This window comes from Roseateles rivi (assembly GCF_043555845.1).
In the GTDB taxonomy this organism is placed as follows: Bacteria; Pseudomonadota; Gammaproteobacteria; order Burkholderiales; family Burkholderiaceae_C; genus Roseateles; species Roseateles rivi.
Map to the genome: position 1 here is coordinate 179,089 of NZ_JBIGHZ010000006.1, position 14,063 is coordinate 193,151.

Below are 14,063 nucleotides of genomic sequence, written 5' to 3' on the forward strand. Positions count from 1 at the left end.
TCCTGGTCACTGAACGCTAACCCTAGTCCTGCTTGAGCGGCTGCCCCAGCAGGCGCAGGACCTCGCGCACGGCGTGGGCGCGATCTTTGGGGTCGCTGAGCTGTTTGTCGATGCGCAGCTTTTCGTTGCCCACGAGTTTGATGTTTTTGTTCTTCTGCACCAGCTCGATCACGCGCATGCCGTCAATGGGGGCGTTGGCGCGGAAGTGGATGTTGATGACGGAGGCGGCGGCGTCAATTTTGAGCACGCCGTAGGGCTTGGCCAGCACGCGCAGGCGGTGCGTGTCGAAAAGGGTTTGGCCTTGCGCGGGCAGCTTGCCAAAGCGGTCGGTGATTTCTTCGAGCAGGGTGTCGATGTGCTCGCTCTTGTCCGCCGTGGCCAGGCGCTTGTAGAGCGAGAGCCGTGTGTGCACGTCGCCGCAGTAGTCGTTGGGCAGCAGGGCCGGGGCGTGCAGATTGATTTCGGTGGTGGCTGCCAGCGGTGAGAGCAGGTCGGGTTCGCGCCCGGCTTTGAGGGAGCGCACGGCCTCAGCCAACATCTCGTTGTAGAGCTGAAAGCCGACTTCCATCATGTTGCCGCTTTGGTTTTCGCCCAGCACCTCGCCCGCGCCGCGAATCTCCAAATCGTGCATGGCCAGGTAGAAGCCGGAGCCCAGCTCTTCCATGGCCTGGATGGCCTCCAGCCGCTGTGCCGCTTGTTTGGTGAGGCCTTGCACATCGGGCACCATGAGGTAGGCATAGGCTTGGTGGTGACTGCGGCCCACGCGCCCGCGCAGCTGGTGCAGCTGGGCCAGGCCGAATTTGTCGGCGCGGCTGATGACGATGGTGTTGGCGCTGGGCACGTCAATGCCCGTCTCGATGATGGTGGAGCACAGCAGCACGTTGTGCCGCCCGGCCACGAACTCGCGCATCACGCGCTCAAGCTCGCGCTCGGGCATCTGGCCGTGGGCCACGACGATGCGTGCTTCGGGCACCAGCTCTTCGAGCTTTTGGCGGCGGTTTTCGATGGTCTCGACTTCGTTGTGCAGGAAGTAGACCTGGCCGCCGCGCTTCAACTCGCGCAGCACGGCCTCGCGGATGGTGCTGCTGTGCTCGTTGCGCACAAAGGTCTTGATGGCCAGGCGGCGCTGTGGCGCGGTGGCGATGACGCTCAAATCGCGCAGGCCTTCCAGCGCCATACCCAGGGTGCGGGGGATGGGCGTGGCGGTGAGCGTGAGCACATCGACTTCGGCGCGCAGCGCCTTCATGGCCTCTTTGTGGCGCACGCCAAAGCGGTGTTCTTCGTCAATGACCAAGAGGCCCAGGCGTTTGAATTGAACGTCTGAGGACAGGAGCTTGTGCGTGCCGATGACGATGTCGATGCTGCCGTCGGCCAGGCCTTCCATGGCGGCCTTGATTTCCTTGGTCGAGCGAAAGCGGCTTATCTCCGCCACCTTCACCGGCCACTTGCCGAAGCGGTCGGCAATGTTTTGATAGTGCTGCTCGGCCAGCAGCGTGGTGGGGGCCAGCAGGGCCACTTGCTTGCCGCCCATCACTGCCACAAAGGCCGCACGCATGGCCACTTCGGTTTTGCCAAAGCCCACATCGCCGCAGACCAGGCGGTCCATGGGCTGGGGGCTGATCATGTCTTGAATGACAGCGTGGATGGCGGCGCGCTGGTCCGGCGTTTCCTCAAAGCCAAAGCTGGCGGCAAAGGCCTCGTAGTCGTGGGGGGAGTAGCGGAAGGCATGGCCTTCGCGTGCGGCACGCCGTGCGTAGAGGTTGAGCAGTTCGGCGGCGGTGTCGCGCACTTGCTCGGCGGCCTTGCGCTTGGCTTTGTCCCACTGCGCCGAGCCCAGCTTGTGCAGCGGGGCTTCTTCGGCGCTCACGCCCATGTAGCGGCCGATGAGGTGCAGCTGCGCCACGGGCACGTAGAGCGTGGCCTTGTCAGCGTATTCCAAGTGCAGGAACTCGGAGGGGCCATCGCCCAGGTCGATGTGGATGAGCCCCAGGTAGCGGCCGATGCCGTGGTTGGTGTGCACCACGGGGTCGCCCACCTTGAGCTCGGAGAGGTCTTTGATGAGCGCGTTGACGTCCGAGACCTGCTCTTGCTTGCGGCGCCGGCGGGTGGCCGGTGCGGTGGCAAAAAGCTCGGTTTCGGTGAGCAGCTGCAGCTGGATGTTGGCTTCAGGCTCGTGCCAGAAAAAGCCCTGGGCCAGGGGCGCGGCGGCCATGGCAAAGGGTTCGGTGCCGGCCAAGAACTCGGCCAGCGACGCCACCGAGGGCGGGTCGATCTGGTTGTCGCGCAGCAGCTCCAGCAGGCTTTCGCGCCGGCCTTCGCTTTCGGCCAGAAGCAGCACGCGGTGCGGTGTGCTTTGCAGGTGCTGCGCCAGGCGTGCCAGCGGCTGCTGGGCGCCGCGCTCCACGCTCACGTCCGGCAGGGGCCGCGCCCAGGCCACGCTTTCTTGCCCCCGCACGGCTAGTACGGCGTGGGGCCGCGTGGCGGTGAAGAAGTCTTCGGTGCGCAAAAACACTTCTTCGGGCGGCAGGATGGGGCGCTCGGGGTCGTGCTGCAAGAAGCGGTGGCGCTCGCGCGTCTCGGTCCAAAAGCGCGTCAGCGCCTCGTCCACCTCACCATGCAGCACCAGGGCGGCGGCCTCGGGCAGGTAGTCGAACACGCTGGCGAGCTGGTCGAAGAACAGCGGCAGGTAGTACTCAATACCGGCCGTGGCAATGCCGCTGTCGAGGTCTTTGTAGATGCGCGAGCGCGAGGGGTCACCCTCCATCTTCTCGCGCCAGCGCGCACGCGCGGCTTTGCGCGCGGCTTCGTCCATGGGGAACTCGCGCCCGGGCAGCAAGCGCACCTCGGGCACGGGGTAGAGGCTGCGCTGGCTGTCGGGGTCGAAGGTGCGGATGGAATCCACCTCGTCGCCAAACAAATCCACGCGGTAGGGCACCAGGGAGCCCATGGGGAAGAGGTCGATCAGGCCTCCGCGTACGGCGAATTCACCGGGCTGCACCACCTGGCTGACAGCGCTATAGCCGCCCAGCACCAGCTGGGCTTTGAGCGCGGCTTCGTCGAGGCGCTGCTTTTGCTTGAAGTTAAAGGTGGTGGCGGCCAGAAAGCTCGGCGGCGCCAGGCGGGTCAGCGCGGTGGTGGCGGGCATGAGCACCACGTCCACATCGCGCTGCGCCGCGGTTTGCCCGCGCGCTTGCTGCAGGCGCCACAGCGTGGCCAGCCGCTCAGAGATCAAGTCCTGGTGCGGGCTGAAGCTGTCGTAGGGCAGGGTTTCCCAGTCGGGGAAGACGGCCACGCGCAGCTCGGGGGCGAAGAAGCGCAGCTCGTCTTCGAGCCGCTGCACATCGGCCGGTTCGGCGCAGATCACGGCGCTGAGCCGTCCGGCCTCGCGCTGCTGCTGCACAAACTGCGCCAGCAGCAAGGCGTCGGCTGAGCCCAGGGGGCGGGCACAAGTGTGTTTTTTGCCAGGGGTGATGGGGGCCAGCTGCATGGGTGATTTCACAAACAAGAACAGCCCCAAAACGGGGCTGCTCGGGATTGTAGGCAGCGCGGCAAGGCCACTGTGTCAGAGGGCCTGTGTTGTGGCTGCTGCGCCGCTACTGGTTGCTGGTGGCGCGCACCTCGGCCAGCGAGGTGATGCCCTGTAGCACCTTGGTGATGCCGTCCTGGCGCAGCGTGCGCATGCCCTCGCTCATGGCCTGGTGCTGGATTTGCTCGGCGCGGCCGCCGGTTTGAATCATGCGGCGCAGGTCTTTGGAGACCACCAGCAGCTCATGCAAACCCGCCCGGCCGCGGTAGCCCGTGTGCTCGCACTTGGCGCAGCCGCTGCTGTGGTAGTGCATCAAACCGGGCTTGCCATAGGCTTTGCGCCAATCGGCCACGATGCTCTCCATGCTGGGGCGCAGCGCTTCGGGGAAGATGTGCCGGTAGTCCCCCGCGAGCTCCTCCAGCGTTTCTTTGTCCATGGGGCTGGCGCTGACGCAGTCGCTACAGAGGCGCCGCACCAAGCGCTGGGCCAGCACGGCCAGCAGCGAGTCGGCAAAGTTGAAGGGGTCCATGCCCATGTCCAGCAAGCGCGTGATGGTCTCCGGCGCGCTGTTGGTGTGCAGTGTGGACATCACCAAGTGGCCGGTGAGCGAAGCTTCCACGGCAATTTCGGCGGTTTCCTGGTCGCGAATTTCGCCCACCATGATCACGTCGGGGTCGGCGCGCAAAAACGCGCGCAGCGCACGCGCAAAGGTCCAGTCAATTTTGGGATTGACCTGCACCTGGCGCAGCCCGGCCTGGGTGATTTCTACCGGGTCTTCGGCCGTCCAAATCTTGCGGTCTGGGGTATTGATGTGGGCCAGCACGGAGTGCAGCGTGGTGGTCTTGCCCGAACCCGTGGGGCCCACACACAGCACCATGCCATAGGGGCGCCCCACGGCTTTTTGCAGCTCTTTGAAGTTGTAGGGCGACAGCCCCAGTTTGTCCATGGGCAGGGGCTTGGCAGAGGCCAGCAAGCGCAGCACCACGTCCTCCAAACCGTTGGAGGTGGGAATGGTGGCCACCCGCAGCTCCAGTTTGATGCTGGACATGAAGCGGGCGAAGTTGATCTTGCCGTCTTGGGGCTTGCGGCGCTCGGAGATGTCCAGATCGCACATCACCTTGATACGTGCCACCAGGGCCGAGCGGTAGGTGTGGGGCAGTTCCAGATAGGGCTGCAGCTGCCCGTCTTTGCGAAAGCGGATCTTGACCTTCTCGCGGCCGGGGTAGGACTCGACGTGGATGTCGGAGACGCCTTGCGCATAGGCTTCGCTGATCATGGAGTTGATCAGGCGCACCAGCGAGTTGTCTGACTGCTCGACCGCGTTTTCTTCGGGCGGGCCGCCGTCCATGCCCACCAGCTCGAGTTCTTCGCGCTCCAGCGTCTGAATGAGCTTGTCCGCACTCATGGGGGCTTCGCTGTCGGAGCCCGAGGCCGGGTTGAGCTCTGCATGGGTCAGCCCCATGCGGTCATACACCGCAGGAATGGCGAACTTCAACACCCCCACGCGGGCCAGCACGGGCGAGACCTTGAGCTGCGTGACGAACTCGATTTCGTCAATGCAGTCGCGCCGACTGGGGTCTTCCATGGCCACCACCACGCGGCCTTCGCGCAGCACCAGCGGCAGCACCTCTAAGCGGCGCGCCACGCTCAGGGGCAGCTTGCGCAGGGCTTCGGCGTCCACGTCGAATTTGTCGACATCCACCACGGGGTAGCCCATCTTGCGAGCCAGGGCCGACTGCAGCTGTGCGCGCGTGACCACGCCCTTGCGCACCAGCAACTCACCCAGCGGCAAGGTGCGGTCTTGTTTTTGCTGCAGCAGGGATTCTTCGAGCTGCTCGACCGTTACCAGCTCCATGGCCAGCAGTGCCTCGCCGATGCGCACCATGGGCATCTTGATTTGCTGTTCGATCGCCACCATGAGCTGCTCGGCCGTGACGATCTGACGCAGCCGCAAAATGTCGCCAACGCGTCGATTGCGCAGCTCCGTCTGCTCTCGAACTGCAGCCTCAATCTGGTCTGCCGTGGCCGCAAGGTCTTTGATCAGCAAGTCGCCGATGCGCTCGCCCACGTCAAAGTCCACCACCGACTCGTGGGGGATGAACACGCACTGCACCGTGTCGTCTTGCTCACCCAGGGGTTCAAAGAAAAACAGGCCCAGGCTGGTTTGATGATGGCCGATGGTCTCGCCCTCAAACACGTCCTTGCCAGGCAAGGCGACCTGAAAGCGTGTGCGCGGCCGTGGATTGGTGGCGAAGGGGTCGTTTTTGGGCGGCTCAGTGGCCTTGCGCGCGGGGATTGGCGTGAGCAGCTTGAGCGCTTTGAACTGTGCAAAGCGCAGCACCAGCGGGCTGCGCGCCGGGGGCACCAACACTTGCAGCGTGCGCTCTTCGGCCGAGGTCTTGAGCAATGTGCCCGACATGCGGCTGCCATTGAGCCCCAGAATTTCGCAGGGATAGACGCTGAGCTGCGGCAGAGACTCGGCGTAATCAGGGAACGGCGGAACAGGCCAGCGAAAAAGTGTCGCGGTGGAGTGCAGCTGCGTCGAACTTTTGGGTGCAAAACGGGCTGAAGGGTCTGACATAGGGCGAACCTGGTGGGCTGCAAAACGGCATAGGGCCCGGCTGCACTGTTGAGATTGCCGGGCGCGCCCCGCATGCTAGCTGGCGCGCAGGGCGGGATTGAGTATGGCTGAAGGAATAGAGTCCCTGCATTTGGGTGTTGCTCGCCACGATCCTGCCGCAATGCGGTGTGCGCTGCTGGCGGCTTCGGCACAACGACAATGCCCCCTATTCGGCATTTGGCATGCGTCTATGAAGACAAAAATTTTGCTCACTGGCTTTGAACCCTTTGGCGGGGAACCCATCAATCCGTCCTGGGAACTGGCGCAGGCCTTGGCGACATCTCACTGGAGCGAGGAATACTTCACGGCAGCGGTGCATGCGGTACAGCTGCCCTGTGTGTTTGGGCGCTCTTTGCAAATGCTGGATTTGGCCTTGGCGCAGTTCAAACCCGATATGGTGTTGGCCATTGGGCAGGCCGCCGGGCGCAGTGAGTTGTCGCTGGAGCGCGTTGCCATCAACGTCGACGACGCCCGCATCCCGGACAACGCGGGCCAAAGCCCCGTCGACGAGCCCATTCTTACGGCGGGCCCCGCGGCCTATTTCACGACGCTGCCCATCAAAGCCATGGCCGCTGCGGTGCAGGCTGAGGGCATTCCTGCGGGCATCTCTCAGACGGCAGGCACCTATGTATGCAACCACGTGTTTTATGGCTTGCAGCATCGCTGTGTCGCGAGCGGTGTGCGCAGCGGGTTCATGCACATCCCGCTGCTGCCTGAACAAGCTGTGCGCCTTCCTGGCAAACCCAGCATGCCATTGGCGCTGATGGTGCAGGGCACGCGCGCCGCACTGCGCGCGGCGCTTGCGCACACTCACGACATCAAGGCCGTGGGTGGGGCTGAGGACTGATCAGCCCTCGGCCTACTTGAACTGGTAGGCCAGTTGCAAGGCGGTCACGCCTTTGGCGCGGCCAGTGGTGGCATTGGTGGCATGGGCGTAGCTGAGGTTGAGTGTCAAGCCATCGCGCCATTTCATGCTGGCGAGCAAAGCAGCCACAGGAACCAAGTTCGCTCTCTGCCAGTCCACATGCTTGTAGGCCAGTCCGGCCTGTGCGCCGAGCCGAAATTGCAGCGGGCCGATACGCACCACTTCGCGGGTGAGGCTGCCCATGACAAACAGCGCCGGCTGCGCAAAGCTGTCTTTAACGGCATAGGTTTGAACGCCCCAATCCCAGGCACGCCAAGCAGGGTCGCTCAGGGGACGGCGGTATTCAATGCCCAAGCCCGGGTTGTTTTCGTTGTAAGGGCGTTTGGCATGCGTGCGCTGCTGGTGGTGGGTGACGCTGGGGCCTACCAACAGCCAGGTGCCAGGAGATTCGTCACTTGACGAGGCGATCAGCTCTTGCAACGGGGGGAGGGCTTGCACAGGGTTTGCATAGGATCCTGCGAGCGCACTTGCAGCTAACGCCGCCCAGGTGCGTGGGGTTGCGCGACGCGCTGCTGCGCGGGCAAATGCCTGAAAACTGCTCGACATTTCCAACCTTTCAGTACACCAAGGGGGTGACTGAATTCTTGGTTGGAGGCCTGTTCAGCGATCGTTGGATGAAGCGGCGAACTGGGGGTCAGTTCGCGCCAGCAGGCGGCCGGGTGGAGCTCAACGCCTGGTCAGGCGCGCCCAAGTCCCCAGCACACGGCGCAGCATCTGGCGCCAAACCGGCATGCGGGTGGTGCCCTGGGTGCGCCACTGCTGCAGTGTTTTGAGCGTGCTGCCTGCATCGGCAAAGCCAAGACCCATGCGGTCGATATAGCGCGGGTAATGCATCAGCGTGGCAGCGCAAAGCTCGTCCAAACTCAAGCGGCGTTGGCGGCGCTGGCGCACGGCAGGCGGCAGGTGCTTGTCTTGCGTGAGCCCCCAGCCTGCGTAGAAAGGCTGGCCCCAGCACACCACTTGCAGCCCGCGCATGAGCGCCTCAAAACCAGCCAGGGAGCTCATCACATGCACGCGCTGCACCTGCGCCAGCAGCGTGTTGATGGGGGCGTCGGTGACGATTTCATCGCACCAGCGCTGCGCCTCGTCTTCCTGGGCTCCGGCCTTGCGCAAGCCCGCCACCACGTCGGGGTGTGGTTTGTAGATCAGCCAAGCCTCTGGCTCGGCATGGCGCGCTGCGCGTAGCAAGGCCAGATTGCCGCGGATTTCGGTAGTGCCCAGGGCAATGGCCGCATCGGTCTCGACCTGGCCCACCACCAGCACGGGGGGGCGGTTGCAATTGGCCGCTTGTCGGCTGCGCCAGACAGCGGCCGAACCCACGTTGTATTTGGTGATGCCGCTGTTCACCAGCGACTGACGCAAGACCTCAGCCTGAGCCAGTTCGTCGGCGCTGAACTGGTGGTGTTGAAGCAAGTGTTCCAGGCGGCTGGGCGCCGTGGCGTCGTAGTAAAGCCCCATGTCATCCACCACCCAAGACAGCGGCCGTACCAGGTCAGCGCCCAGGCCGACAGAGCGCAAAAAACCATCTTCCAGGCGTAGCACCGAGCCGGCCTGCGCAGGGGCTGCGCGCCGTCCCCAAACGGCCACGCAAGCGCCCTCAGGCACGGTGTGGGGGTGGCGGTGAAACTGCACGGTGCTGCCGCCAAAAAATGCGCGCGCAATGGGCTTCTTCCAGCGCGAGAACTGCAGAGCGTGGATGTGTTCGGGGTAGCGCTGGCGTTCGCGGCGCTGCAGGGCCAACCAAGCGAGCAGGGGCTCGAGCTCGCAGCGCTGCTGCGTGAGCGGGTCGATATAGCGCGCGTAGCGCAGCAAGGCGGCATGAGCCAGTTGTTCGAGCGTGGCTGGGCTGCGCCGCGTGGGCGGAGGCAGTTCGTCTTGACTCAAGCCCCAACCTGCCCAAAACGGCATGCCAAAGGCTCGCACTGGCAGGCCCCACAGCAGCGCTTCAAAACCGGCTTGCGAGGTCACGGCATAGAGTGCGTGGGCGCGTGCCAGCAGGGCGCTGAGGTGTGTGTCGTGTGCCAGCACCTGCACGCGGCTGGCCTGGCCGGGGCTGAGGGTGCTGAAGTGCCCACGCTTTTTGCCCGCCAGCACATCGGGGTGAACCTTCAGCCACAGCGTGCGCTCAGGGTGCTCATCCAGGGCGGCTTCAAGCATGCGGGCAAAAGCGCTGGCATCGGCCTGGCCAAAGGCGATGGAGGCGTCGCCGGCCGTTTGGTCGATCAACAGCACGGGCGCCTGTGCACCGGCCGCCCACTGCGCAGGTAGCGCATCGCGTGCGCCGTTGTATTTCGAGACCCCGCTGCTGCGCCACAGCTGCAGCAGGGCTTGGGCGCGGCTGAGCTGCTCGGCCTGCAGCGGTTCTTGAATGAGCAATTCCAGGCGCGAGGGCGTGTGCGCGTCGTAGTAGATGCCCAAGTCATCCAGCACGATGCCCCAAGGCGGGCAAGCATGCCCCAGGCCGATGGATCGTACAAATGCATCCTCAGCGCGCCACAGCGGCAGGCCATGCCGCTGGGCCAGCCGCTCGGCACGGGCGGCTGTGGGCTTGCGCCCCCAGGCCAAAACGGCCTGTGCCTGCCGTGCGCGCCAGCCCGCCAGCAGCGGGCGGTGGTCCAACAGGGCGGGCAGGGTGCTGAGGGTTTGCAGGCCGCGGCTGGTCAGCGCAAAGCTGTCGGGCAGCTGCGGCATGGGTGACCGGCTGGGGCTCACTGGGCTAGGCGCACGCAGCTGCCTTGCTGCAGTCGTTTGAGCAAGGCCCCGTGCAGCAGGGCGTGACCGGCGTCGTTCAGGTGCACGCCGTCACCAAAGGCGTAAGCCGGGGCAATGCGCCCGTCCGGGCCGGCCAGAGCCTCGCGCACCCGCACCAGGCAAGCGCCCAACGCGGCCTCGAGCTGCGCGTCGATTTGCACCAGCTGCTCTTGCAAGGCGGGCAGCATGTCGCGAGGTTGGGTGGAGAGCACGATGCTGGGCACGCCTTGCTGTTTGGCGGTTTGCACCATGAGCAAGATGTTGCTCACCGTCTCCTGCACCGTGTAGCGCATGGCGGTGTCGTTGCTGGGGTAGGCAATGATGAGCAGCGCGGGCTTGAGGCTCAGCGCCTTGTCGAGATTGTTGTTGGGCAATGAGGCCGGGCGGTCGACTGCGCGTGGACTTAGCGCAGGCAAGCCCTGGTAAGTGGTGGTGCCGCCCAGGGCAATGTTTTGCAAGCGGCCTTGCTGCGCTGCCAACATGCCGCCGCTGCCCATGCCTTGCGCCAACAAGGCGGCAAAGCTGCGCCCACTGCTGGCGCCTGCACCTGCGGCCGTGGAGGAGCCCATCAACACCCAATCACCGCTGGCCAACCTGGCTGGCTGGCTGGGGCCGGGGGCTGCGGCCTCGCTACCGCTCCCTTCAGCACCGCCGCCGCCGCAAGCTGCACACAGCGCCAAAACGCCAGCCGCCGCCAGCGCGCGACCACGGAGTGAGACCAAACGGCTCAAGGGTGCAAACAAGGTACTGCTCATGACGGAGATAGAAGGGTGATACGAGGGGGGTAAAAAACTTCAGTCCGCTGCTGGCGGTGGCGGCAAGGCGCTGAGCATGGCGGCATAGGGGGCTACGGAGCTGCGCCAGTCCTCGCGCTGGCCCTGTGCCCAGACCTGGCGCCGGCGTTCGGGCGGGCACTGGGCGTACTTGGTTTGAACCTGACGGGCCAAATCAAACTCGAAGTTGGGCGGCTCGATCAGGAAGCGCCCGTTGGACTGCAGCACCAGCACATCGGCTTGCTCAATGTCCAGCAGCGCTGGGTCCACATGCGCAGCGCTGTGCACAAATACGCAGCGGGCAAACAGCCGGTGCCAGTAGCGCAGCATGGGGTAGCTGGAGGACGCACCAAACACCAGCAGCTTCTGTGGCCACAGGGCGCCTGGGCTTTCGAAGATTTGCACGCGCCCGATATTGGGCAGCAGGTTGTCAAAGACGGTGAGCTTTTCGGGGTCGGTGCCGCAGAGAAAGTCCGTGGCGGCGATTTGTGGCGGGTTGAGCTTGCTGCCCAAGTCCCCGGCGATTTTGTGTGCCGCGTAGCGGTCTTGCGCGAAGTGCGCTTGCGCAGCCTGGGCGTCCAAACCCAGCGCTTCGAGTGTGGCCAGCACGGTCCACATCGCACCGCGGTTGCTCCAGTGCGTGTCGGTCTGCATAAAGCCCAGGCGCGGGTCGGGCTGGGCGCGCAGCACGGCACCTCCGTCCACCGTGACGGGGCGTGGTCCTGGCAGGCCCAGCACCTGGTCGACCGTGGTCACTGCCCCTCGCGTGTGGGGGTAGAGATGCGGCAGCACAAATTCTTTGGAGGGCGCAATCACCAGCGCGCAGCGGGGGCGCCCCGATGCGCACAGGGCGGCGGCTTGAGCCAGGTAATCCCGCCACTGTTTGAGCCCTGCTGCGTCGAGCTTCAACTGGCCGGTGAATTGATCCACGCTGCGGTTGGTGTCGTTGTCCAAAAACAGCCAACCCTCTTGGCCAACAATCACTTTGGATGTGGCTGCAGCCGCTGGCTTGACCGGGGGGGCGGTGCTGAGCTCGGGCTGCTCAGTCGTGCTGGGCTCAGTCGCCTGCTGGGCACTGTCTGGCAGCTCCCAACTGGCCACCCAGAAGCACTGTCCAGCCAAGGCAAAACCCACATCCCAGTGCCCACCTGCCAGCGGCAGGTGCACGCCCACGCCGCAGCGCAGTAGCGCATGTCCAGGGGCTTGGGCTTGCAGCACACGTTGGATGACGTCGGGCCGATCACGGTTGAATGGCACTTTGAGCGCCACCTGTGCGCTCCCTGTGGGCTTGAGCCAAAGCTCCAGCTTTTCCACCGTGTTGGCGTCAGCCTGGGGGGGCAGCGCCCAGGCTTGAATCTCCAGCGTATTGCTTGGCGAGCGTTCTGTGCTGGGGCTGGGGCAGTCAAAAGCCCAGCGCCAACCGCCTTCGCCACCAACCCGCGCCAGCGCGTGTACTTTGAATTGGGCTACTGAGGTGGTTTTGGCTGGCGTAGGGGCAGGTTTTGCCTCAGTAAACGCAATCCGGCCCTGTGCCGCGCTTTGCAGCCTTCGGCGTTGAACGCTGTCGTGCACCAAGGCCACCAGGCGCTGCACCCACAGGGCTGGGTCGTTGGGCAGCAGCAGGCCGTCCTGGTCGTGTTCGATAAACCCCTGGAAAGGCGGCACGTCGCTGGCCACCACAAAGGCGCCCATGCGTGCGTAGTCGTAGAACTTGACAGGCCCGCGCCCGGCGTTGAATGGGGTGGGCAGCAGCGGTGCGAGGCCGATATCTGCGGTGCTGGTTTTGGTGTGGTCCAGATACTGCGGCCAGCGCATGGGGTGCATCACGCGTGTGCGCGGCACATCGCGCCAGAGCCGGTTCAGCTGGGCATCGCCAATCACCTCCAAGGCCGCTTGGGGGCATTGAGTCAGCACTTCGGCCAAGATGGGCTTGAGCCAGGCGTGCTCGGCTGCGTGTGAGGCGCTGCCGTGGTAGACCAGCCGCACCGCGCTGGCCTGTGCGCCCTGGCGCAGATCGGGCGTGGGGGCCAGGGGGGGCACCCAGGGCTTGAGGTCAGCGTACTTGCGCGCCAAGGCGGGCGTGGCCACCCAGAACTCGTCCACATGGGTACGCAGCCATTGCTTCTGATCAGTTGCAAAGCGCTTGATCTTGGCGGCATAGCGCGGTGGCAGGGTGCCTAGGGACTGCTCGTCGAGCAGGTCGTCGTCCATGAAGTACACCAGATGCACGGGGCCGCGCTTCTCGCGCGCCCAGCACCGGCGGGCGGCGGGGTCGGCGTAGCGCACCAAGACGGCGCGCCCCTCAGACACCCAGGCACCGTCGCGCCAAGTGCCCGCTCCCAGGACCGACCTGAAGTAGGCCCGCGTGGCCTCAGCGCGATGTGCTGCCTCTGACTCAGCGATTGGCGTGAGCCAATGCATCAATGCTCGTAGCATGGATTCCTTCAGATCTCGAACCCGTGGGGGTTCATGGACTGCCAGCGCCAGGAGTCCTCACACATGCGCGCCAAGCCCAAATTGGCGCGCCAGCCCAGCAGGGTCAGGGCAGCGGAGGGGTCGGCGTAGCAGGCGGCCACATCGCCGGGGCGGCGGGGCACGATGTCGTAGGGAATGGGGCGTCCCGAGGCCTGTTCGTAAGCACGCACCAAATCCAGCACGCTATAGCCTTGCCCCGTGCCCAGGTTCACCGTGAACGAGCCCTCGTGGGCAAACAAGCGGCGCAGGGCTGCGGCGTGGCCTTCGGCCAAGTCCACCACGTGGATGTAGTCGCGCACGCCCGTGCCGTCTGGCGTGGGGTAGTCGTTGCCGAAGACCGACAGCCGCGCGCGCCGCCCCACCGCCACTTGAGCGACATAGGGCATGAGGTTGTTGGGCGTGCCGCGCGGGTCCTCACCGATGCGTCCGCTGGGGTGGGCGCCCACTGGGTTGAAGTAGCGCAGGCAGGCGGTTTGCCATTGCGCGTCGGCCGCGCCGAGGTCGCGCAGAATGGCCTCGCCCATGAGCTTGGTCTCACCGTAGGGATTGGTGGCCTGGGTGGGAGAGCTCTCCACGATAGGCAGGGTCTTGGGCGCGCCATAAACGGTGGCGCTGGAGGAAAACACGATGCGCTTGCAACCCTGCTGCTGCATGACCTGGCAGATGGTGAGCAAGCCGCCGATGTTGTTGCGGTAGTAGGCCAGGGGCTGTGCGGTGGATTCGCCCACCGCCTTGTACGCCGCAAAGTGCACCACGGCCTGCGGCTGGTGGCGCTCAAACACCGCCTGCATGGCGGCCAGGTCGGTCACATCGGCCTGCTCAAACACGGGCTCTTGGCCGCTGAGTTCACGCAGGCGCTGCAAGACTTGGGGCGAGCTGTTGGCGAAGTTGTCAACGCCAACCACGCGAAAACCTGCGGCCTGCAAGGCCAGCCAGGTGTGAGAAGCGATGTAGCCGGTAGCGCCGGTCAGCAGCACGGTGGGGGTCATGGTG

The 14,063-nt window shown here is 65.1% G+C and carries 8 protein-coding genes; 1 reads left to right on the forward strand and 7 read right to left on the reverse strand.

Going from position 1 to position 14,063, the window contains the following annotated elements; genetic code table 11:
• Positions 1-22 precede the first annotated feature (22 nt).
• Together mfd and ACG0Z6_RS15920 are read right to left on the reverse strand one after the other, a co-directional pair.
• On the reverse strand, positions 23-3,487 hold the full coding sequence (gene mfd, locus ACG0Z6_RS15915) for a transcription-repair coupling factor (protein ID WP_394463198.1): 3,465 nt from the start codon (positions 3,485-3,487) through the stop codon (positions 23-25).
• 106 nt (positions 3,488-3,593) lie between these two features.
• On the reverse strand, positions 3,594-6,107 hold the full coding sequence (locus ACG0Z6_RS15920; RefSeq protein WP_394463200.1) for a GspE/PulE family protein: 2,514 nt from the start codon (positions 6,105-6,107) through the stop codon (positions 3,594-3,596).
• Positions 6,108-6,336: 229 nt separating this feature from the next.
• Between ACG0Z6_RS15920 and pcp the strand changes: the two genes are divergently transcribed.
• Positions 6,337-6,993 (forward strand): pyroglutamyl-peptidase I, encoded by a 657-nt coding sequence (gene pcp / locus ACG0Z6_RS15925; protein WP_394463202.1) that lies wholly within the window; start codon positions 6,337-6,339, stop codon positions 6,991-6,993.
• A 12-nt stretch (positions 6,994-7,005) separates the two neighbouring features.
• Here the strand turns inward: pcp and ACG0Z6_RS15930 are convergent, their stop codons facing one another.
• The 5 genes from ACG0Z6_RS15930 to galE all read right to left on the reverse strand — a co-directional run bounded on the left by ACG0Z6_RS15930 (position 7,006) and on the right by galE (position 14,059).
• On the reverse strand, positions 7,006-7,509 hold the full coding sequence (locus ACG0Z6_RS15930) for a hypothetical protein (protein ID WP_394463204.1): 504 nt from the start codon (positions 7,507-7,509) through the stop codon (positions 7,006-7,008).
• A 228-nt stretch (positions 7,510-7,737) separates the two neighbouring features.
• The gene (locus ACG0Z6_RS15935; protein ID WP_394463207.1) at positions 7,738-9,762 is read right to left on the reverse strand and encodes a capsular polysaccharide biosynthesis protein; all 2,025 of its coding nucleotides are present in this window, start codon (positions 9,760-9,762) and stop codon (positions 7,738-7,740) included.
• A 17-nt stretch (positions 9,763-9,779) separates the two neighbouring features.
• Positions 9,780-10,577, reverse strand: a complete 798-nt coding sequence (locus ACG0Z6_RS15940) for an SGNH/GDSL hydrolase family protein (protein WP_394463209.1) — start codon at positions 10,575-10,577, stop codon at positions 9,780-9,782.
• Positions 10,578-10,616: 39 nt separating this feature from the next.
• The gene (locus ACG0Z6_RS15945) at positions 10,617-13,031 is read right to left on the reverse strand and encodes an alginate O-acetyltransferase AlgX-related protein (protein WP_394463211.1); all 2,415 of its coding nucleotides are present in this window, start codon (positions 13,029-13,031) and stop codon (positions 10,617-10,619) included.
• Between the two features lie 8 nt (positions 13,032-13,039).
• Positions 13,040-14,059 carry a UDP-glucose 4-epimerase GalE gene (gene galE, locus ACG0Z6_RS15950; protein WP_394463213.1) on the reverse strand — a complete coding sequence of 340 codons (1,020 nt, stop codon included), beginning with the start codon at positions 14,057-14,059 and terminating at the stop codon, positions 13,040-13,042.
• Positions 14,060-14,063: the final 4 nt, after the last annotated feature.

Coding starts and splice junctions, on each gene's coding strand:
- mfd (WP_394463198.1), bottom strand. CDS start 3,487: ATGCAGCTGGCCCCCATCACCCCTGGCAAAAAACACACTTGTGCCCGC.
- ACG0Z6_RS15920 (WP_394463200.1), bottom strand. CDS start 6,107: ATGTCAGACCCTTCAGCCCGTTTTGCACCCAAAAGTTCGACGCAGCTG.
- pcp (WP_394463202.1), top strand. CDS start 6,337: ATGAAGACAAAAATTTTGCTCACTGGCTTTGAACCCTTTGGCGGGGAA.
- ACG0Z6_RS15935 (WP_394463207.1), bottom strand. CDS start 9,762: ATGCCGCAGCTGCCCGACAGCTTTGCGCTGACCAGCCGCGGCCTGCAA.
- ACG0Z6_RS15940 (WP_394463209.1), bottom strand. CDS start 10,577: ATGAGCAGTACCTTGTTTGCACCCTTGAGCCGTTTGGTCTCACTCCGT.
- ACG0Z6_RS15945 (WP_394463211.1), bottom strand. CDS start 13,031: ATGCTACGAGCATTGATGCATTGGCTCACGCCAATCGCTGAGTCAGAG.
- galE (WP_394463213.1), bottom strand. CDS start 14,059: ATGACCCCCACCGTGCTGCTGACCGGCGCTACCGGCTACATCGCTTCT.